Origin of the sequence: Blastomonas natatoria (assembly GCF_003201955.1) — a bacterium.
GTDB classification, from domain to species: domain Bacteria; phylum Pseudomonadota; class Alphaproteobacteria; order Sphingomonadales; family Sphingomonadaceae; genus Blastomonas; species Blastomonas natatoria.
In genome coordinates, this window is record NZ_QJJM01000001.1 from 336,157 (window position 1) to 356,561 (window position 20,405).

A 20,405-nucleotide genomic window follows, 5' to 3' on the forward strand; every position below is an offset into this window, starting at 1 on the left:
CGCATGGCCGAGCTTGACCCGCAACCGCTGCTGATGATCGGCGAACCGCGCGCCGATTACACGCTGATCGACAGTGGTGGCGGGCGCAAGTTCGAGACTTACGGGCCGTACCGGTTCATCCGCCCCGAGCCGCAGGCGATGTGGCCGACCAGCCTTGCCGATTGGGACGCCGATGGCGCGTTCATCCCCGGATCGGACGAGGACGGCGGCGGGCGCTGGCAGCTGGAAGCCAATGTGCCGCGCGAAGGCTGGCCGCTTGCCTGGGAAGAGGTGCGGCTGACGGCACTCAACACCCCGTTCCGGCATCTCGGCTTCTTCCCGGACATGGACCCGGTATGGCGCTGGCTGCGCGGGCATATCGCCGCGCATCGGGGCGAGGAGCGGGCAAGGGCGCTCAACCTGTTCGGCTATACCGGGGTGGGCACGCTGGCGATGGCCGCCGCCGGGGCCGAACTGACCCATGTCGATGCCTCGAAGAAATCTGTCGCGGCGGCGCGCGCCAATGCCGCGCTGTCGGGCATGGAAGATCTGCCGGTGCGCTGGCTGGTCGATGATTGCGTCAAATTCGCCGCGCGCGAGGTGCGCCGCGGCAGGCGCTATGACGCGATCCTGCTCGATCCGCCCAAGTTCGGCCGCGGGCCCGAAGGCGAGGTGTGGAAGCTCGAGGAGCATCTGCCTGCGCTGATCGCCGATTGCCGCAAGCTGCTCGATGAGCGCTCGTCGTGCCTGTTCTTGACGGTCTATGCCGTGCGCATGTCGGCGCTGGCGCTGGGCGAGCTGCTGGCTGCGCATTTCGCCGACCTGCCGGGCAGGATCGAGATCGGCGAACTGGCGGTGCGCGAGCAATCGGGCGGGCGATTGCTGCCGACGGCCATTTTCGCGCGCTGGTCGAACGGGTGAAACACTTGCGCTTTGGCAAGCAATTTGCCAACGCGCGGGAAAGGTGGAATTCCCTTCGTCATTCCCGCGAATGCGGGAATCCCGCTTCTGCTGCGACGGTAAGAGATAAGCGGGACCCCCGCGTTCGCTGGGGTGACGATGAAGATATACTAGAACAGGCCCAGCATTTGACCGACACCCAACCCGATAGCCTGATCCTCGAGGTCGCCGATTTCGACGTCAACGTCCTGACCGGCATCTATTCGGAAGAGACCAAGCTGCCCCAGCCGTTGCGCTTCACCATAGCGGCGGAGATGCTGGCAGAGGACCATTATGCGCCCGATACGCCGCTGAGCGCCTCCAAGAATTACATGGACCTGAAGCATGCGGCCTCCACCGCGCTGCCCGAAGGTGTGCATTTCACGCTGATCGAGGCGGTGGCCGACCATGTTATCGAGACGCTGTTCCTGCAGGATCCGCGCATCCGCCGGCTCAAGGTCAAGATCATCAAGCTGGCGATCGCCGAAGCTGGCGAATCGATCGGCATCACGCTGACCCGGACCCGCCGATGAGCGGCAACCCGGCCCCGCTCGCCCTGATTACCGGCGGGTTCCGCCGGGTGGGTGCCGCGATCGCGATCGAACTCGCCCGCGCGGGCTATGCGCTGGCGCTGCATGGGCGCAGTGATCTGACGCCCGAACCTGCGTTGGCCGATGTGCTGGCCGCCCAGAGGACCAACTGGCACGGCTTTGCGGCCGATCTGGCGGATGCAGATGCACCTCAGGCCCTGGTTGATTCGGTGACCGCACATTTCGGTCGTGCGCCGGACCTGCTGGTCAACAACGCCTCCTTGTTCGACTATGACGACTGGCAGACAATGTCGGCCGACATGCTGCACCAGCATTTTGCGGTGAATCTCTTTGCCCCGATGCTGCTCACGCGCGCCATCGTCGCCGGGGCAGGCGCGGGCGCGACGCCGGCGATCGTCCAGATCATCGACCAGCGGGTGCGCAACCCCAATGGCGATCAACTGAGCTATACCTTGTCCAAGCAGGCACTGGCCGAATCGATCCGCACGCTGGCACGGGCCTTCGGGGCAAGGGCACGGGTGAACGGTGTGGCACCGGGCCTGACGCTGGCGACCAGCGACTATGACGGGGCGCAAATGGCACGGCTTGCGGCGCGGATGCCTCTCAACAGATTGTCGGACCCGGGAGACATTGCGCGCGCGGTGCGTTATCTCGCCCAGGAGCCTGCGATCACCGGCCAGTTGCTTTTCGTGGATGGCGGTGCCCATATGCTCAGCCTGGAGCGGGACTTTGTCTTCATGGACAAGCAGGATCAAGCCTGACCGCTCGCCGACTGTTGGAGACACCCATGCGTTTGACTGCCACCGCTTCTGTTTTTGCGCTCAGCCTGATGCTGGCCGCCTGTGGCAGCCATGACGGCGGTGGAGATCCGGTGAAGCGCATCGATCCGGCCTCGCTCGAGGTCAAGGATCAGGAAGCGCAAGAGCCCGACGCCATATTGCGGGTTGACGAGGTGGTGCTTCGCAACCCTGATCTGTCGACGCTCGCGCGGGCGATCAAGGCGGCGGAACTGGGCGCGGCGCTGGCTGCAGACAAGCCGATGACCGTGTTCGCTCCCGATAACAGCGCGTTCGACAAGCTTGGCGTCGATGCGCTCGCGGATCTGCTGCTGCCCGAAAACAAGGCGAGGCTGGCGGCTGTGCTCAGCTATCACATCATTCCCGGCCGTCTGACCGCGGCCGAACTGCGCAAGCAGATTGGCGACAAGGGCGGCAGCATCGAGCTCACGACGTTGCAGGGCGAGAAGATCAACGCCTCGATCGAACTTGACCAGGTGAGATTGTCCGACGCCGGCGGTGATGTCGGCTCGATCCAGCAGGCCGACCTCGCGGCAAGCAACGGCATGGTCCATGTCATCGGTCAGGTGCTCGAACCGCAGCAATAGGGGCCAGCTTCTACTCCCAATCCCCGTCATTCCCGCGAAAGCGGGAATCCTGGTCCTGTCGCAGCCTGGCGATATAGCGGGACCGCCGCCTTGACGGGGGCCACGAACAATCCTTTCGATTTCGAAGTCAGCTCAACCCCCGGCCAGGGCGGTGTTGGCCGCGCGCAGCTTGCGATCGAGCGCATGGTTGATCTGGCGCTCGATCACGGTGCGGGCATCGGGGTGGAGTTCGAGATACTGGCGCAGCTTCGGCGCCGAAACGCACCAGAAACGGCTGTCGCTAGCAAGCCGTACGGTCCCGGTTGCCGGTTCGCCGCTCAAGGCGGTGGCATCGCCGATCAGGTCGCCGCTGGTCACTCCGCCGACATGCGCACCGTGCAGGGTGATTTCCGCCTCGCCGTCGTGCAGATAGAACAGATGGCTGATTGCTTCTCCCTCGTTGATCAGCACTTCGCCCTTGCGACCCGTGATCCAGTTGCCCTGATCCATCAGATGCCGCGCGCCGGCGCGGGTCATGTCGCCCATGAAGCTGGCGCGCAGAGCCTCCTCCTCGGCAGAGAAGCGCGAGTTGCGCTCGGCCATCAGATAGCGGGACAGCATCGACGCGCTGATCACCAGCAGGACGAAGAACCACAGCGCCAGACCGAGATCATTGGCAAAGCCGAGGGCATAGCTGAGGCCCGCGAGCGAGGAGAGGACAATGCCGAGTCGCATCCAGGGCATGGGCGGAGCGATCAGGGAAATGGCAAGGATCATGAACGCCAGATGCCCCAGCCAAGCACCGTTCGCGAATCCCAACCCCAGCGACATCCGATCCCTCCCCAATGCACGACGCAACATGGCAAAAGCGCCGCCTTGCAGCAAGCGGCACGGCAGTCCGCCGCCTGGATCGGGCTGGCGCTTTTTCCGCATGGTTAGAAAGGATTGCCTTGAAACTGGGGGGAGAAGCGGCGATAAGAGTTAGCAAGACAAGACTAAGGGGTCGCATCGTTAGTCTATCGGGGGCCGGTTCCGTGCGGAGCCGGGGGTAAAGCGACGATGCACAATTCAGGGCTTTTGGCCGTTCACAGCTTGGGTGGAATCCGTGCCGCATTTGCGGGTGCGGCATGTCTCGCCCTGGCCATCGGCGCTTTCTTCATTGCCAATTTCGCTGCGGCCGATCGGCTCGAAGCGCAAGCCGGCGCGGCTGCGCGCGGAACGCACATGGGTGTCGGGAGCTGTGCTGGATCGACCTGCCATGGCCGCAACGAGGCCGATGGCGAGGTGGTGCGGCAGGACGAATTGTGGCGCTGGCAGGAAGAGTCGACCCCCGGCGGCGCGCATGCCCGCGCCTTTCGCGTGCTTGGCGAGCCGCGCAGTCTGGCGATCGGCAAGAAGCTGGGTATTGGCGATCCGCGATCGGCAGCGATGTGCCTGGGTTGTCATTCCACTCCGGCTGCAGCCAGGGGGCCGCGCTATCAGGTCAGTGACGGGGTCAGCTGCGAAGCCTGTCACGGTGCCGCTTCGGGATGGCTGTCCAGCCATTACGCTACCGGTACCAGCCATGCGCGCAATGTCTCGCAAGGGTTGATCCCGCTGGAAAATGCGCAGGCGCGCGCTGGTGTCTGCCTCGACTGCCATCTCGGCAATGACGCGCCCGGCCAGTTCGTCAACCATCGCATCATGGCTGCAGGCCATCCGCGCATCTCGTTCGAGCTCGACCTGTTCTCGACGCTGACCCAGCATCATGACGAGGACGTCGATTATCGCCAGCGCAAGGGCAGGACCAACAACATGCGCATGTGGGCGGTGGGTCAGGCGATCGCGCTGGAGCGCTCGCTCAGCCTCTTCGGCAAGCCCGGTATCGGCCAGGAAGGCGCATTTCCCGAATTCTATTTCTTCGACTGTCACAGCTGCCATCGCCGCATCTACGATGAAGAAGATGCGCGTCCGGCCAAGCTTGCCAATCCTGGCCGTCCGATCCCGACTGGCATGCCGCCCTATAATGACGAGAACATGATCATGCTCTCGGCCGCGGTGCGCGTCGCGGCCCCTGGCATGGCCCAGCAATATGAGGCGCAGACCCGTGCATTCCATGCTGCGATGGCGCAAGGGCGGGGGCCAGCGGTGGAGGCGGCCAATCGCCTGCGCCAGACGGCGATGGCGCTGGCCGATCAGTTCAGCCGCACAGATTTTACCCGCGCGCAGACCTTTTCGATCATGGAAACAATCGCCAGCGAAGCGATCGCCCCTCGCTTTACCGATTACGAAGGCAGCGTGCAGGCGGTGATGGCCGTGGACACGCTGCTCAGCGGCCTCGTCACCCAGGGTCAGGTTTCGGGAGGGGCCGCAACCTCGCTCAGGGCACAGATCAACCAGGCTTACGCCGCGGTGGCCGAGCCCAATGCCTATCAGCCACTGGAATTCCGCCGCGCGCTTGGCGGCGCGGTGCGGACCATCCGGTCGCTGCAATAATACCGGCCGGGCAGGGAGATGACCAAGGTGGGACGTTTTGGTGAGGTCAGTTCTGGAATTTCCGGCCGGGTCGCATCGGTGCGGAGTGCGCGCGCATGATGCGGATGGGCAAGGTTACGGCATCGCTCGCGGCGATGGCGCTGGTTCTCACGTCTTGCGGCGGCGGCAATAGCAGCGGCACCACGCCCGCGCCCAGCCCCACGCCGACCCCCAACCCCGCGCCGCCGCCGGCAGGGGGCAATTTCACCGCACCTGCGCAGGAAGCGCTGACCGTGGGCGAGGTGCAGCAGGTGATCGCACAAGCGGTCAGCGAAGCGCAACGCCGCAACCTGCCGTCGGTGATCGCGGTGGTCGACCGTGTCGGCAATGTCCTCGGCGTGTTCCGGATGAACGGCGCGCGGACCATGGCGCGGACCAGTGCGATGACCGAGGCCGGGTTGAACAGCCCCACCATCGACGCGCAGGGCCTGGATGTGCCGGCCGAAATGGCGGCCATCTCGAAGGCGGTTACCGGCGCTTACCTCTCGAGCAGCGGCAATGCGTTTTCCAGCCGCACGGCCAGCCAGATCGTCCAGCAGCATTTTCCGCCAGCGCCATCGACGCGCGGACTTGAAAGCGGGCCGCTGTTCGGAGTGCAGTTCAGCCAGCTGCCGTGTTCGGACCTCAACGCGCGCTTCCAGACAGCAGGCGGTGCCAATGCGCTGATCGGCCCCAAGCGGTCACCGCTGGGGCTGGCGGCGGATCCCGGTGGTCTGCCGCTCTACAAGAACGGCGTGGTGGTGGGCGCGATCGGCGTGATGGGCGATGGCGACTACGGCTTCGATCCCAACATTCTTGACCGCGATATCGACCCGGAAGAAGCAATCGCCTTTGCCGGAACCCAGGGCTTTGTCGCGCCCGAGGCAATCCGCGCCGACCGGATCACCGTCGATGGCACCAGCTTGCGGTTCAGCGATATCCTTGCCAGCGACATCGGTACGCTCTCGACCAATTTCGCGGCGATCAACGGCAGCGCGGGCAGCATCATCGCGGTGCGCGGCTATGCCAATGCGACGATCATTGCCGGCACGCCTTATGGCACCGAAGCCTCGGGCATCCGTGCCGCGCGCGCCGCCGAATTCGCCAATAGCGATGCGTTCATCCTGACCGACGGATCGGGCAACAACCGCTATCCGATCCGTGCCGGGACCGATGCAACATCGGTCAGCCAGCCGCTGAGCGCGGCCGAGGTGCGGGCGATCCTGGAAGAGGCGTTTACCGTGCTGACCCGCGCGCGTGCGCAGATCCGCCGTCCGCTCGACAGCCGCATGCAGGCGACCATCTCGGTCGTCGATACCCATGGTCAGATCCTCGGTATCGTCCGTTCGCCCGATGCGCCGATCTTCGGCACCGACGTTTCGCTGCAAAAGGCGCGCACCGCGGCCTTTTTCTCGAACGCGGTGGCAGCCTCCAACCTGATGTCGGCCGGCGGCGGCGTCGCGCCGTTCGTCCAGGCGGTGCGGACCTTCCTCAACGATCCGCAGGCGCTGACCGGCAAGGTCGCGTTTTCGGACCGCGCTGGCGGCAACCTCTCGCGCCCCTATTTCCCCGATGGCGAGCTGGGCCGTCCGCCGGGGCCGTTCTCGCGCCCGATCGAGGACTTCAATCCGTTCGCAGTCGGTCTGCAGGTACAGCTGGTCGCGGCGAACATCATCCAGCATGCGCAGTTCGTGTCGGGCGCATCGCCCACCGATACCGCGCAGCGCTGCACCGCCTTGCCCGATACCGTCCAGGGCCAGAACCGCCTGCAGAACGGCATCCAGATATTTCCCGGATCGGTGCCGATCTATCGCGGCAACACGCTGGTCGGCGGTATCGGCGTTTCGGGTGACGGGATCGATCAGGACGACATGGTCAGCTTTCTTGGCCTGAACAATGGCGGTGCGCGCGTGGGCAGCGTGGGCAATGCGCCCAAGGACATCCGGGCCGACATGGTAGTGGTGAATGTGGGCAATGCGCAGGTTCGGCTGCGCTATGTCAGCTGCCCGTTCGCGCCGTTCCTCGATACCAACACCCAGAACGTCTGCGAGGGTCTGTAAATGACCGCGCCGCTTGTTGCCCTTATCCCGATCGTGGCATTCGCCGGGGGTGGCGACATGGTCGGCGATCCTGTGGTCGATCCGGTGCTCCGCCAATGGCCGGACACCGCTGTTGCAGCGCTCGCTGCGGCGGACCTGGGTCGCAATCTCTCGCTGGAGCATATCCAGCCGCAATTCACCGCTCCACCGGCTGCGAAAGTCGCCCGTGCGCTGCGGCCTATCGCCCCCGCACCCTATCGGCTCGGCTCGCCTCTGGGCGAAGATCATGCGCTGTTCTTCATGGCTGCGGGCGAGGGCGAACTGCTGCTTACCGCCGATCAGGAAGCGCCGCCGGCACCGGGGGCCATGCCGCCTTCGCCCGAAGCGGGTGATGGCGACACGATCGAGGCGGACGAGGCACTGATCGATGATCGGCGCCGCCCCGGTGTCGAGAAGCAGCTGCCGGATCGCGTGACCCAGGACAATCCGGGGGCCGTGCGCGCGCCTGCGCCAGAGGCCTTTCCGACTGACGAATTCCCGGTGCCGGATCGCTGGCGCATCGTTACCTCGCTCTGCCCGACCAGGGGCGGTGACCAGTCGATCTATGGCCTTTATCCCAACCTCTCGAGCGTCTGCCGTTCCAAGCTCGACCCCTATCACCAGAATATCCTGAAGGGCGACCGGCCGCTGGCCAAGGGCAAGCGCCCCGGTTTCCTCAAGGAGGATGACTGGTTCTTCATCGCCAATGTCGTTTCCGATACCGTGATCGAGCCGCGCAGTTTTCCGACCCCGGTGGGCGTGCAGACGACATCGCGGCCAGATAGCCTGGATGTTTTCGGCCGGGCGGATTCGCTGGTTCTGGCCCAGACGGTGATTGCCGGTTTCTCGCTGCTCAAGGGCGAGACCGCGTACAAGCCGCCCGCGATCGAATATCGCCTGGTGCTGGCAGCGCAGGTCAACCATGTCGATGTCAACGAACGCCGCATCCTGTTCGTCGAACCTTCCCGGCCGACCCAGCGCACTGACCATTTCGTGGGCGTGCAGGAAGCCTTTATCGACTATCACCTCGGCCAGTTCGATACCTCGCGCTATGACTTCATCTCGCTGCGCGCGGGCATCCAGCCGATGCAGGCCGATTTCCGCGGCTTCCTGTTCCAGGACAATCAGCTCGGCATCCGCCTGTTCGGCAATCGCGACAACAACCGCATCCAGTTCAATCTCGGCGCCTTCTGGCGGCTGGAAAAGGACACGAATTCGGGCCTCAACAGCGTGGTCGACACGCCACGCGACGACTGGGTGTTCTTCGCCAATCTCTACCGTCAGGACTTTCCGCTGGTCGGCCTGACCAGCCAGGTTTCGGTCACCTACAACATGAACCGTGAGGGCGGGCGCGAGCTCAAGATCGACGATAACGGCTTCCCGGTGCGCCCGGCCTTGCTCGGCGACCTGCGCAGCCGCGAATATGATGTCGTGTATCTGGGCTATGCGGTCGATGGCCGGATCGGGCGGATCAACATCACCGGCCAGGCCTATGGCGCGTTCGGCGAGGATCGCAACAGCTTCTTCACCAGCCGCAAGGCCGATATCCGCAGCTATTTCGGCGCAGCGGAACTGAGCTACGACAATGACTGGGCGCGCTTCCGCCTGCAGGGGCTTTTCGCCAGCGGCGACGGCGATCCGTATAACGATACCGAGGCCGGGTTCGACGCGATCTTCGAGAACCCGATCTTTGCCGGCGCCGATACCAGCTACTGGATCCGTCAGGTCATCCCGTTCGCGGGCGGCGGGCGCGCGGTCGGCGTCAACACGCGCAACGGCATTTTGAACAACCTGCGTTCCTCGAAGGAACAGGGCCAGTCGAACTTCAACAACCCGGGCACGGTCCTGCTGGGCGCGGGCGCAGATTTCGATCTCAGCACGACGACCCGGCTGTCGGCGAACGTCAACCATCTGTGGTTCCACAAGACCGACACGCTGGAGGCGCTGCGCCAGGAAGGCACGGTGCCCTCGTCAATCGGCTGGGATGTCTCGGCGGCGGCGATCTGGCGGCCCAATGCCAACCAGAACCTGGTGTTCCGCCTCTCGGGCGCGATCTTCGATCCCTCGCGCGGCTTCCGCGACCTGTTCACCCAATCGGGCAAGTCAGACCTCTTTTATTCGGTGCTTTTCAATGCGATCCTGGCGTACTGACCGGCGGCGCGGCGTCATGCCCGCCCTGAACTGGAAGCTGCTGCTGGCGAGCCTGCTGCTTGTCACCTTTGCAGCCTTTCCCGCCGATCAGCTGCTCGCCTCGGGCAAGGAAAAGCCGCAAAAGGTCAAATACACGTTCACGCCGCCCGCGCCCGCCAATCAGGAATGGGCCGAGGCCGATGCCAAGAGCGTGGGCTGCCAGAGCTGCCACACCGCCAGCGACCACAAGACGATGCACGCCTCGCCCGCCGTGGTACTGGGCTGTACCGACTGCCATGGCGGCGATGCCACGGTGATGGGCGACAATGCCTGGGGTCGCGAAAGTCTGCCCTATCAAGACGCGCTGCTGAAAAGCCATGTCCTGCCCAAATATCCGGTGGCGTGGAAATGGCCGAATTCGGCCAATCCGCAGCGCTCCTATGCGCTGCTCGCCAAGGAAGCGCCCGAGTTCATCCGCTTCGTCAATCCGTCCGATTATCGCGTGGTGCGCGAATCCTGTGGCGCCTGCCATATCGAGATCATCGAGGCATCGGAGCGCTCGCTGATGGCGACGGGTGCGATGCTATGGGGCGGCGCGGCCTATAATAACGGCATCGTGCCGTTCAAGAACTACATCTTCGGGGAAAGCTTCACCCGCGACGGCCAGCCGGCGATGATCAAGTCTGCCGCGACCGAGCCGGGGGCGGCGCATGGCACGGTGACCGAGGCGGAAAAGGCGCGCGGCGCTCTGCCGGTCATGTATCCGCTGCCGACCTGGCACATCATTCCGCCGGGTGACATCTTCCGCGTGTTCGAGCGCGGCGGACGCAATATCAACCCGACCTTCCCGGAAATCGGCCTGCCCAATATCGGCGGCATCATCCAGCGCCTGGAAGAGCCGGGGCGCCCGGATCTCAAGCAGTCGAACCGTGGTCCCGGCACCGGTCTGCGCGTGGCGATCCCGGTGCTCAACATCCACAAGACCCGCCTGAACGATCCTTTCCTGTGGCAGATGGGCACCAACGACCAGCCGGGCGACTATCGCTCCTCGGGCTGCGCCGCGTGCCATGTCGTCTATGCCAATGACCGCGAGCCGCGGCACAGCCTGGTCTATGCCAAATATGGCCGCGACGGCCAGACGATCACCGACGACCCGACGATCGCCAGCCTGACGGAAGGCCAGAAGCGGCCCGGTCGCTACGGCACCTATGATGCGGCCGAGCATCACGAGGAGCATGGCGGCGAGCACAAGTCTGGCCATGGCGGCGATCATGGCACTGTCCTGGCCGAGGGCGCGGGCGAGCATGGCTCGTCGCATGGCGGCGGCGATGGCCATGGCGCGGAAAAGGCGGCGTTCAAGGAAAAGGGCCATCCGCTCAAGCATGCCTTTACCCGCGCGATCCCGACCGCGCAGTGCATGAACTGCCACATGCACCAGCCGAACATCTTCCTGAACAGCTATCTCGGCTACACGATGTGGGATTATGAATCCGACGCGCCTCTGCTGTGGCCGGGGCCGGAGAACCGTGCGCCCAGGCCCGATGGCATGTCGGAAGAGGATTATCAGCGCATCTACAAGCGCCAGCATTACCCCACCGCCAAGGAAGTGCGCGCGACGCTCGACCGCAACCCCGAAGGCGCATCGCCGCGTGGCTTGTGGTCGGACCTCGATTTCGTGCGCAACGTCTATAACCTCAACACCGAGGCCAGGGACACCCAGTTCGCCGACTATCACGGCCATGGCTGGAACTTCCGCGCGATCCTGAAGCGCGACCGCAAGGGCAATCTGCTCGACGCGGAAGGAAACATGGCGACCTGGGGCACCGATACCGCGAACATGGTCTCCCCCGACGATCCGGAGAAATTCCGCAAGGCAGGCGAGGGCAAGTTCGTGCCCGTGGGCACCAATCCGGGCAAGGCCGTGCACATGATGGACATCCATGCCGAACTCGGCATGCAGTGCGTCGATTGCCATTTCAGCCAGGACGGGCACGGCAACGGCCTGATCTATGGCGAGGTCGCCAACGCGGTCGAGATCGGCTGCAAGGACTGCCACGGCACGGCTGACGCTTATCCCACGCTGTTCACTTCGAACCTCGCTGCGCGGCCCAAGGGCAACAATCTGGCGCTGATCCGCAATCCCGATGGCCAGCGTCGCTTCGAATGGATGAAGGATGCGACCGGACGGCGGGTGCTGATCCAGCGTTCGGTTCTCGACCCCGAACTGTCGTGGAAGGTCAGCCTGGTCAAGGATGCGGTCAATCCCGACAGCCCCGATTTCAACCCCAAGGCCGCGCGCTCCAAGCTGATGGCGAAGGACGGTGCGGAGACGGGCAAATACGGTTTTGGTCTGGCGGTCTCGAAGGAGAACCGCGCGCACGATACCGACAAGATGGCCTGCTTCACCTGCCACCTGAGCTGGACGACATCGTGCGGCGGCTGCCACCTGCCGATCGAGGCCAACTGGAAGGCCAAGGTCCACAAGTACGAGGAAGACGAGACGCGCAACTATGCGACCTACAACCCGCAGGTCGCGCGGGACGAGATGTTCCAGATCGGCCGCCACCAGACGAGCAAAGGCAATATCATCGCCCCGATCCGTTCGACCTCGGCGCTGATCCTGTCCTCGACCAATATCAACCGCGAGCGCATCTATGTGCAGCAGCCGCCGATCTCGGCACCGGGCTTCTCGTCACAGGCGTTTGCGCCGCACTTCCCGCACACCGTCCGCAAGACCGAAACCAAGCAGTGCAGCGACTGCCATCTGAGCGAGGCAAACGACAATAATGCGGTGATGGCGCAGCTGCTGCTGCTCGGCACCAATTTCGTCAACTTCGTGGGCCTCAACAGCTGGTTCGGGCTGGAGGGCGGGTTCGAGGCGGTGCGGGTGACCGAATGGGACGAGCCGCAGGCGGTGATCGGTTCCTATCTGCACCGCTATGCCTATCCGGATTATTACAAGCTGCATGTCGAACAGAACGGCCGCGAGCTGAAGAACTGGACGCGCGGGCCGATCTTCGACGACAAGTTCTCGGGCGAGACCTATGCCCGCGAGGAATTTGCCAATGTCGTCCAGGGCACTGACGGCGCGGTCAACTGCCTGCAGAATCGCGGCGAGTACATGTTCGTCGCGGAAGGCAGGGGCGGTTTCCGCGCCTATGACATCGCCTCGATCGGCAACAAGGGCTTTTCCGAGCGGATCATCCGCGCGCCCTTCTCGTCGCTGGGCCATGACACGCATGTGAAGACGACCAATGCGACCTGCATGGCGATCGCGACGACCCAGCCGATCGCGCCCAGCCGCAACACGCCGGAAATGCGCGAGGCCAATCAGGAACAGCCGTTCCATGCGGTCTATCATTATGCCTTTGTCACCGACAGCGTCGAAGGGCTGATCGCGGTCAATATCGACACGCTGGCCGATGGCGAGTTCCGCAACAATTTCTTCAAGCGCACGCTGACCTGGAACCCGGACAATGTGCTGAAGGGGGCGCGGCACATCACGCTGGCGGGCGATTATGCCTATATCACCGCCGATGCCGGGCTGGTCGTTGTGCGGCTGTCCGACCCGATCCCGCCCAATCCGCCGCGTGATTATGATTACAGCAAGCTCAACCCGAAGCTGATGGCGGTGCTGCCGCTCAACGATGCGCGGGCAAGCGCGGTGCAGTTCCGCTATCTGTGGGTCACAGATGCGGACGGCATCAAGCTGTTCGACATCACCCGGCTGGAAGCGCCGGTGGCTGTTCCCTCGGGCACGGTAAGGCTGGCCAATGCGCGCAAGCTCTACCTTGCCCGCACTTTCGCCTATGTCGCGGCCAAGCAGGACGGCCTGGTGATCCTCGATGTCACCAACCCCGAGGCGCCGCGCGAGTATATCCGCTACAATGCCGGAGGGCAGCTCACCGATGCCGAGGACGTGATCGTCGGATCGACCAATGCGACGCTGTTCGCCTATGTCGCCGATGGTCGTAACGGCATGAAAGTGCTGCAGCTGACCTCGCCGTCGAGCCAGCCCAATTTCTACGGCTTCTCGCCCGATCCGCGGCCGGACCTGATCGCATGGGCCAGGACCCCCTCGGCGGCGCTGGCGGTGGCCAAGGGGCTCGACCGCGACCGGGGTGTCGATGAATCGGGCGGCCAGATGGCGATCTTCGGGCGCCTGGGCTCGCGGCCGTTCAATCGCTCGGAAATGGAGAAGCTTTTCCTCAACAGCGCCGGCCGCCCTTACAAGGTCAGCGATACCGTGACCATGGCCGACTGGCTGGGCCCGCGCCCGGCGATGCTGGCGGCAAAGGGGCAGTAGAGGCGCTTCAGGAATTCCGGGGACAGGAGAGGGAAGAGGCGGACGTCAGTCCGCCTCGACCGTCAGCGCCTCGATGGTCAGCGTCATTGCGGGCATGCCCTCGTCGCGGCGGTGGATCTCGCTGACGGTGATGTCGGCGACCAGATGGCCGGCGATATGGAATTCATGTTCCGGCAGGATGCGTGCCAGCCATTCGCCGGTGCGCAGCCCCTCATCGCCGGACAGCGAGACGCGCATGACATGGCGCATGCCGGTAAAGGTCGCGCTGGCCCAATTCGTGCCGCGATGTTCGTCCAGCTCGGCCGCGCCGCGCGCCAGGGTGAGCACCGCGCGGATCAGCGCCGTGGCGGGGTCGTGGCGAATCTTCTGGTGGATCATGCCTGCTCCTGTCGGTAGATGTTCATGAAATGTTCTATTCGGTTCCGCAAGGCCTCGCGCGGCTCGCGGCCCCGGCGCAGGTCATCGACCAGCCGCGGATCGCGCGCCGACAGGCGACCGAAGCGGGTGCGCGGCATCCCCGTTTCGCGCAGGAATTTCTCGACCAGGCGCAGCAGCGGCATCGCATTTTCCTCCGGTTCAAATGGCGGGGGCGCCCCGCGGGATAATCGTAGGAATATTCCTATAAGCGATTCGCGGAGTGTAGGAAATATCCTTGAGAAAATCCTGCGCAATGCTATATGTCCATTATGGAACAGGATGTTCGCCAGACGCTGGAAAGGCTGATCGCGGCGCGGGGCGTGAGCTTTGCCGGGGTATCGCAGCTGCTCGGCAAGAACCCGGCCTATATCCAGCAGTTCATCCGGCGCGGCACGCCCAAAAGGCTCGACGAGCGCGACCGGCGCATCCTCGCGCAGTTCTTCGGCGTCAGCGAAGCTCAGCTCGGCGCACCCGCCGATGATGTGCAGGCAAGGCCGGGCAGGGCAGGGCGCGTACCTGTCCGTGTCAGCCAGCCGCACCGCACGCTGCCCGCACGTATGCGCCTGATCCCGCGCCTCGCGGTCGGCGCATCCGCAGGCCCAGGCGCGCTGGCGGAGGATGAGGCACCGGTCGCCGAGATTGCCTTCGATGAAGCGTGGCTGCGTCGGCTGGGTGCCGGGTCGGACGCGGTGACGATGATCCGCGTCGAGGGCGATTCCATGGCCCCGACGCTCAGCGATGGCGACGATATCCTCGTCGCGATGCAGGATGGGGCCAATGCGCGCCGCCGCGACGGCATCCATGTGCTGCGCATGGACGATGCGCTGATCGTCAAGCGGCTGGCGTTCCAGCCCGATGGGCGGCTGTCGGTGACCTCGGACAACGCGCTCTATCCCAGCTATCCCGATGTCGCTCCGGAGAGCGTGCATATCGTGGGCCGCGTGATCTGGGCCGGGCGGCGGGTTTAAACGATTGGTTATTGGATTTTTGCACGTTTTGTTATAACGCGGCGGCGTTCGCCAGATCATCTACGCCCGTGATGCCCTCAAGACGCTGCGCTCGATCGATAGGGCGACTGCAAAGCGCATCCAGGCGAAGGTCGCGCAATATGCCGCGGACCCAGCAAGCCTGGCCAATCAGGTCAAGCGGTTGCAGGGTGAGGAGCGGCTCTGGAGTTTGCGGGTTGGCGATTGGCGAGTGATCTTCAACCAGGATATGGTCGTGGTGCACGTGGTCCGGGTCGCCTCGCGTGGCAGTGCTTATGATTGAGGTTGGATAATGGGATACGAACCGCAGCATTTCACGGCACCCGATGGCACCAGGATGGTCGTGCTCACTGCCGCCGAGTTCGAACGCCTGCGCGAACTTGCAGAAGATGCGGAGGACGTGATCGCCGCGACATTGCAGCTTGAGCGTATCCGTCAGGGCGAGGGCGGCATGCCCGGCGAAGTGCTGGAATTCATCCTCAACGACGAACTGTCACCGATTGCCGCATGGCGCAAATATCGGGGAGTGTCGCAGGCTGATCTGGCAGCGCAGGTCGGATGCAGCCAAGTCTGGCTGAGCAAGATCGAGACCGGCTCAGCGCGCGGTGCTGCCAAGTTGCGCCGGGCCATCGCGACGGCGCTTGAGGCGCCGCTCTGGTCGATCGAAGACGACTGACTTGCGCCCTCCCACCATCCTTGCCACATACTCCCCATGACCGACGCATCCGCCAATTCCGCCCAGCCGCCGCTTCGTGCCGCGATCATTCCGGTGACGCCGTTGCAGCAGAACTGCACCCTGATGTGGTGCACTCAGACGATGAAGGGCGCTCTAGTCGATCCGGGCGGGGATCTGCCCAAGCTCAAGGCCGCTGTGGCGCAGGCAGGCGTCACGCTGGAAAAGCTGCTGGTGACGCATGGCCATATCGACCATTGCGGCGAGACCGGTACGCTCGCCAAGGAGCTTGGCCTGCCGATCGAGGGGCCGCACGAGGAAGACCGGTTCTGGATCTCGCGGCTCGACGATGATGGCCGCAATTACGGGATTGCAGGTTCCGTGTTCGAACCCGATCGCTGGCTGAAGGACGGCGATACTGTCACCGTCGGCAATCTGGTGCTCGACGTGATCCATTGTCCCGGCCACACGCCGGGGCACATCGTGTTCCACCATGCGCCGTCGAAGCTAGCGATCGTCGGCGATGTGCTGTTCCAAGGCTCGATCGGCCGAACCGACTTTCCGCGCGGCAACCACAAGGATCTGATCGATTCGATTACGCAGAAGCTCTGGCCGCTGGGCAACGATACCGTGTTCGTGCCAGGCCATGGCCCGACGAGCAATTTCGGCTTCGAACGCCAGCGCAACGGCTTTGTCGCGGACCACGTACTGGCTTGAGGCTCCCTTCCCTGGTCAGGGAGGGGAGCTTTTTGAGCAGGAAGCGAGAAGGTTAGCTCACCGGCATCACGCTCGCAACATAGATCGCATAGCCCGACAAGCCCAGCAGCGTCAGCATCGAGGTCAGCGTGCCGATCATCCGGCCCAGCTTGAATGCGCCGCCATCCATGCCCAGGCCATGCGCCAGGCGGCCGATCATGTAGACGACGCCCACCGCCCACAGCCAGGTCGCGGCATGGCCCGAACATTCCAGCGCGCCGATCAGGATCAGCACGAAGGGTGTGTATTCGACGAAATTGGCCTGCGCACGCATGCGGCGGATGACGAACTCGTTGCCGCCATCGCCCACGGAAACCTTCTGGCTGGTGCGTACCTGGCCTATGCGGATGGCGAGCCACAGGTTGATCAATCCGGCGGCGGCGGCCATGGTCAGTGTCAGCGGCAAGTTCATGTGAGTGTCCCCTCTGGTGCAGGCCACCTGTGCGGTGACCATTTCCGCAGCGGGGTAGCGTGACAAAGCTTGCAACGCACGAGATTTTCGCTATAGCCCCGCCTTCGCACGCGAATGGGCCTTGTCGCTCCTCCGGCAAGCCGCGCCAGTGGCTTCCTGATCGGATGGCATGGCAATATCGCATTGATAGACAAGCAATTTAAGGTTAGCAGGCTGCCATGGCTGTTCCTAAGAGAAAAACTTCGCCCTCCAAGCGCGGCATGCGCCGGAGCCACGATTCGCTGACGATCGATGCGTTCAGCGAATGCTCCAACTGTGGTGAACTGAAGCGCCCGCACCATGTCTGCGGCGCATGCGGCCATTATAACGGCCGTGAGGTGCTCGAAGTCGCCTGATCCTTATCAGACGGTCTTTGCACTTTTTCAGGGGGATTAACCGGTGCCGATGAAGCCGCGGATCGCGATCGATGCGATGGGCGGTGATGAAGGCGTGCGGGTGATGCTGGGCGGGGCGGCCGAGGCGCGCCACCGCCACGAGCGCTTCACTTTTCTGCTGGTCGGCGACGAGAAGCAGATCAAGGCGGGCCTGGACAATCACCCCAATCTGCGCGCTGCGTCCGAGATCCTGCACACCGAAGAGGTGGTGAAGGGTGAGGACAAGCCGAGCCAGGCGCTGCGCAAATCCAAGAACAGTTCCATGGGTCTCGCCATCCAGGCGGTGAAGTCTGGCGATTGCAGCGCGGCTGTAAGCGCCGGAAACACCGGCGCGCTGATGGCGATGGCCAAGCTCGCGCTGCGCACCATGCCGGGCATTGACCGGCCCGCGCTCGCCGCCTTGCTGCCGACGCTCGAGGACACCGACATGGTGATGCTCGATCTGGGCGCGAACACGGAGTGCGATGCGCGCAACCTGGTCCAGTTCGCGATCATGGGCGCGGTCTATTCGCAGATCATCTTCGGCTTCGAACGCCCGCGCACCGGCCTGCTCAATATCGGCACCGAGGAGTCGAAAGGCACCGAGGCGCTTCGCGATGCCGCCGCCGCGCTGCGTGCCGCAACGCACCTGCCGATGCATTTCCAGGGCTTTACCGAAGCGGACAAGATCTCGCGCGGCGATGTCGATGTGGTCGTGACCGACGGCTTTTCGGGCAATATCGCGCTGAAGGCGCTGGAAGGCACGGCCCGGTTCGTCACCGATCTGCTCAAGCGCAGCTTCCAGTCTTCGCTGCGTTCCAAGATCGGCTTCCTGATCTCGCGCCCCGCGACCGAATTGCTCAAGCATCATCTCGACCCGAACAATCACAATGGCGCGGTGTTCCTGGGCCTCAATGGCGTGGTGGTGAAAAGCCATGGTTCGGCCAGCATCAAGGGCGTGGCCAATGCGGTCGAGGTTGCCGCACGTCTGGTCGAGGACAATATCACGCAGCGCATCGGCGATGTGCTCAAGGATTTCGATACCAGCGCGATTGCCAGCAACGGCGTCGCTGCCAGCGGATCGGGCAGCCAAGGATCGGACGGTTTTCCCAAATGACTTTTCAGGCTCCTGCGACGCGCAGTGTCATTCTGGGCACAGGATCGGCACTGCCCGCCAAGCGGGTTTCCAACGCCGAGCTGGCCGAAACCGTCGACACTTCGGACGAATGGATCACCGAACGGACCGGTATCAAGTTCCGCCATATCGCCTCTCCCGACGAGACGACATCCTCGCTCGCGATCCATGCCTCGCGTGCTGCGCTAGCGGCGGCTGGGCTTGAGGGCGAGGATATCGACCTGATCGTTCTGGCCACGGCCACGCCCGATCATACCTTCCCCGCGACCGCGACCAAGGTACAGGCGGCAATTGGCATGACCGGCGGCATTGCCTTTGACGTCGCAGCGGTGTGTTCGGGCTTTCTTTATGCGCTGAGCGTCGCCGACAGCATGCTGCGCACCGGAATGGCGAAGCGCGCGCTGGTGATCGGGGCGGAAACCTTCAGCCGCATTCTCGACTGGGAAGATCGCGGCACCTGCGTGCTGTTCGGCGATGGCGCGGGTGCGGTCGTGCTGGGGCTGGAGCAGGCGGCAGAAGGCGATATCGCTGCGCGCGGTATACTCACCACCGAACTGCACTCCGATGGCCGGCATCACGATCTGCTGTATGTCGATGGCGGGCCCTCGACCACCGGAACGGTCGGCAAGGTACGGATGAAGGGACGCGAGGTGTTCCGTCATGCCGTGGTCAACCTGGCCGAAGTCATGGAGCAGGTGCTGCACCGGCTGGGCCTGACCAGTGCCGATATCGACTGGGTGGTGCCGCACCAGGCCAATGCCCGCATCCTCGACGCCACGGCGCGCAAGCTTGGTCTTCCGCCGGAAAAGGTGGTCATCACCGTCGATCAGCACGCCAACACCTCTGCCGCCTCGGTTCCGCTCGCGCTCGACACAGCGGTCCGGGACGGAAGGATTTGCCGGGGCGATCTGCTGGTGCTCGAAGCGATGGGTGGAGGGCTTACATGGGGCGCGGCTGTAATTCGCTATTAACCTCACGCAATTTTGTCGTCCAAAACCCTCTATTCGCACTGTTTTTACATAGCACCAGTTTGCGTTTATAACGTGCATCAGCTAGTCTTTGCGCCTTAGCGGGTTAGGAGACGGGGCAATGCGTTCGGTTGGGACTTTGACCAGGGCCGATCTGGCCGACACGATCAACCATCAGCTGGGACTATCGCGCGCCGATGCCGCACAGATGGTCGAATCGGTTCTCAATCACATGACCGATGCCTTGGAGCGCGGCGAGAATGTGAAGATTTCGGGCTTCGGAACCTTCCTGCTGCGCGACAAGGGCGAGCGTGTTGGCCGCAATCCCAAGACCGGGGTCGAGGTGCCGATCACGCCGCGCCGCGTGCTCACGTTCCGCGCAAGCCAGATCATGAAGGAAAGGATCATGGCGAGTGACTGATCCGGTTTCGATCTCCAGCAGCAAGGCCGAAGGCGCGATGCGTACCATCGGCGAGGTTTCGGCCGAGCTGGGGGTAAAGCCGCATATCCTGCGCTATTGGGAAGCCCAGTTCGATATGGTCAAGCCGCTGAAGCGTGCCGGAGGGCGTCGCTATTACCGGGCTGAAGATGTCGAGACCCTGCGCACGATCGACCGGCTGCTCAACAAGGAGGGCTTTACCGTGCGCGGCGCGCGCCAGTATCTGGCGGGCAAGGTCGTTAAAGCGCCACCCGCGCCGGCACCAGTTGCCGCGCCCGCGCCGGATGTTCCCGCGATCGATCTCAAGGCATTGCGCGCGATCCGCGACCGGCTGGCCAAGGCGCTCGAAGCAGCCTGATCCGCCGCA

21 protein-coding genes are annotated in these 20,405 nt (G+C 64.0%); 17 read left to right on the forward strand and 4 right to left on the reverse strand.

Annotation, left to right across the window (positions count from 1 at the left end; all coding sequences use genetic code 11):
- The first annotated feature begins 3 nt into the window (after window positions 1-3).
- The 4 genes from C7451_RS01780 to C7451_RS01795 all read left to right on the forward strand — a co-directional run bounded on the left by C7451_RS01780 (window position 4) and on the right by C7451_RS01795 (window position 2,853).
- Window positions 4-900: a class I SAM-dependent methyltransferase gene (locus C7451_RS01780; RefSeq protein ID WP_110297243.1), complete on the forward strand. Its 897-nt coding sequence runs from the start codon at window positions 4-6 to the stop codon at window positions 898-900.
- A gap of 167 nt (window positions 901-1,067) precedes the next feature.
- Window positions 1,068-1,451 carry a dihydroneopterin aldolase gene (locus C7451_RS01785; protein WP_110297244.1) on the forward strand — a complete coding sequence of 128 codons (384 nt, stop codon included), beginning with the start codon at window positions 1,068-1,070 and terminating at the stop codon, window positions 1,449-1,451.
- On the forward strand, window positions 1,448-2,230 hold the full coding sequence (locus C7451_RS01790) for an SDR family oxidoreductase (protein ID WP_110297245.1): 783 nt from the start codon (window positions 1,448-1,450) through the stop codon (window positions 2,228-2,230). The genes C7451_RS01785 and C7451_RS01790 overlap by 4 nt, the downstream gene beginning before the upstream one ends.
- Window positions 2,231-2,256: 26 nt before the next feature.
- Window positions 2,257-2,853, forward strand: coding sequence for a fasciclin domain-containing protein (locus tag C7451_RS01795; protein ID WP_110297246.1), 597 nt, complete (start codon window positions 2,257-2,259; stop codon window positions 2,851-2,853).
- Window positions 2,854-2,985: 132 nt separating this feature from the next.
- Here the strand turns inward: C7451_RS01795 and C7451_RS01800 are convergent, their stop codons facing one another.
- A complete protein-coding gene (locus C7451_RS01800) occupies window positions 2,986-3,663 on the reverse strand; it encodes a Crp/Fnr family transcriptional regulator (RefSeq protein ID WP_167398393.1) in 678 nt (225 codons plus the stop codon).
- 261 nt (window positions 3,664-3,924) lie between these two features.
- Between C7451_RS01800 and C7451_RS01805 the strand changes: the two genes are divergently transcribed.
- The 4 genes from C7451_RS01805 (at window position 3,925) to C7451_RS01820 (ending at window position 13,839) form a co-directional block, all read left to right on the forward strand.
- Complete coding sequence (locus C7451_RS01805; protein ID WP_110297248.1) at window positions 3,925-5,307, forward strand: multiheme c-type cytochrome; 1,383 nt, start codon at window positions 3,925-3,927, stop codon at window positions 5,305-5,307.
- A gap of 98 nt (window positions 5,308-5,405) precedes the next feature.
- Window positions 5,406-7,385 (forward strand): heme-binding protein, encoded by a 1,980-nt coding sequence (locus C7451_RS01810; protein WP_167398404.1) that lies wholly within the window; start codon window positions 5,406-5,408, stop codon window positions 7,383-7,385.
- Between the two features lie 345 nt (window positions 7,386-7,730).
- Complete coding sequence (locus C7451_RS01815; protein ID WP_244181510.1) at window positions 7,731-9,554, forward strand: hypothetical protein; 1,824 nt, start codon at window positions 7,731-7,733, stop codon at window positions 9,552-9,554.
- A 16-nt stretch (window positions 9,555-9,570) separates the two neighbouring features.
- On the forward strand, window positions 9,571-13,839 hold the full coding sequence (locus tag C7451_RS01820; protein ID WP_110297251.1) for an LVIVD repeat-containing protein: 4,269 nt from the start codon (window positions 9,571-9,573) through the stop codon (window positions 13,837-13,839).
- Window positions 13,840-13,884: 45 nt separating this feature from the next.
- Here C7451_RS01820 and C7451_RS01825 read toward each other — a convergent pair whose 3' ends face one another.
- Window positions 13,885-14,217, reverse strand: coding sequence for a hypothetical protein (locus C7451_RS01825; protein WP_110297252.1), 333 nt, complete (start codon window positions 14,215-14,217; stop codon window positions 13,885-13,887).
- Window positions 14,214-14,399 (reverse strand): hypothetical protein, encoded by a 186-nt coding sequence (locus C7451_RS01830; RefSeq protein ID WP_110297253.1) that lies wholly within the window; start codon window positions 14,397-14,399, stop codon window positions 14,214-14,216. Before C7451_RS01830 ends, C7451_RS01825 begins: the two co-directional genes overlap by 4 nt.
- A gap of 126 nt (window positions 14,400-14,525) precedes the next feature.
- Here C7451_RS01830 and C7451_RS01835 point away from each other — a divergent pair, with 126 nt between their 5' ends.
- The 4 genes from C7451_RS01835 to C7451_RS01850 are packed head-to-tail and all read left to right on the forward strand — an operon-like array spanning window position 14,526 to window position 16,632.
- Window positions 14,526-15,224 carry a S24 family peptidase gene (locus C7451_RS01835; RefSeq protein WP_110297254.1) on the forward strand — a complete coding sequence of 233 codons (699 nt, stop codon included), beginning with the start codon at window positions 14,526-14,528 and terminating at the stop codon, window positions 15,222-15,224.
- A 58-nt stretch (window positions 15,225-15,282) separates the two neighbouring features.
- Window positions 15,283-15,525 (forward strand): type II toxin-antitoxin system RelE family toxin, encoded by a 243-nt coding sequence (locus tag C7451_RS01840; RefSeq protein ID WP_279629483.1) that lies wholly within the window; start codon window positions 15,283-15,285, stop codon window positions 15,523-15,525.
- Window positions 15,526-15,534: 9 nt separating this feature from the next.
- Window positions 15,535-15,918: a helix-turn-helix domain-containing protein gene (locus C7451_RS01845; RefSeq protein WP_110297256.1), complete on the forward strand. Its 384-nt coding sequence runs from the start codon at window positions 15,535-15,537 to the stop codon at window positions 15,916-15,918.
- A 36-nt stretch (window positions 15,919-15,954) separates the two neighbouring features.
- Window positions 15,955-16,632, forward strand: a complete 678-nt coding sequence (locus C7451_RS01850) for an MBL fold metallo-hydrolase (RefSeq protein WP_110297257.1) — start codon at window positions 15,955-15,957, stop codon at window positions 16,630-16,632.
- Window positions 16,633-16,684: 52 nt separating this feature from the next.
- Here C7451_RS01850 and C7451_RS01855 read toward each other — a convergent pair whose 3' ends face one another.
- Complete coding sequence (locus tag C7451_RS01855) at window positions 16,685-17,083, reverse strand: MAPEG family protein (protein WP_110297258.1); 399 nt, start codon at window positions 17,081-17,083, stop codon at window positions 16,685-16,687.
- 218 nt (window positions 17,084-17,301) lie between these two features.
- Here C7451_RS01855 and rpmF point away from each other — a divergent pair, with 218 nt between their 5' ends.
- The 5 genes from rpmF to C7451_RS01880 all read left to right on the forward strand — a co-directional run bounded on the left by rpmF (window position 17,302) and on the right by C7451_RS01880 (window position 20,396).
- Complete coding sequence (rpmF, locus tag C7451_RS01860) at window positions 17,302-17,478, forward strand: 50S ribosomal protein L32 (RefSeq protein ID WP_023837736.1); 177 nt, start codon at window positions 17,302-17,304, stop codon at window positions 17,476-17,478.
- 49 nt (window positions 17,479-17,527) lie between these two features.
- Complete coding sequence (gene plsX, locus C7451_RS01865) at window positions 17,528-18,613, forward strand: phosphate acyltransferase PlsX (protein ID WP_110297259.1); 1,086 nt, start codon at window positions 17,528-17,530, stop codon at window positions 18,611-18,613.
- Window positions 18,610-19,602, forward strand: a complete 993-nt coding sequence (locus tag C7451_RS01870; protein WP_110297260.1) for a beta-ketoacyl-ACP synthase III — start codon at window positions 18,610-18,612, stop codon at window positions 19,600-19,602. The genes plsX and C7451_RS01870 overlap by 4 nt, the downstream gene beginning before the upstream one ends.
- Before the next feature lie 118 nt (window positions 19,603-19,720).
- The gene (locus C7451_RS01875; RefSeq protein WP_110297261.1) at window positions 19,721-20,020 is read left to right on the forward strand and encodes an integration host factor subunit alpha; all 300 of its coding nucleotides are present in this window, start codon (window positions 19,721-19,723) and stop codon (window positions 20,018-20,020) included.
- The gene (locus C7451_RS01880; protein ID WP_244181484.1) at window positions 20,013-20,396 is read left to right on the forward strand and encodes a MerR family transcriptional regulator; all 384 of its coding nucleotides are present in this window, start codon (window positions 20,013-20,015) and stop codon (window positions 20,394-20,396) included. Before C7451_RS01875 ends, C7451_RS01880 begins: the two co-directional genes overlap by 8 nt.
- The last annotated feature ends 9 nt before the right edge of the window (window positions 20,397-20,405 follow it).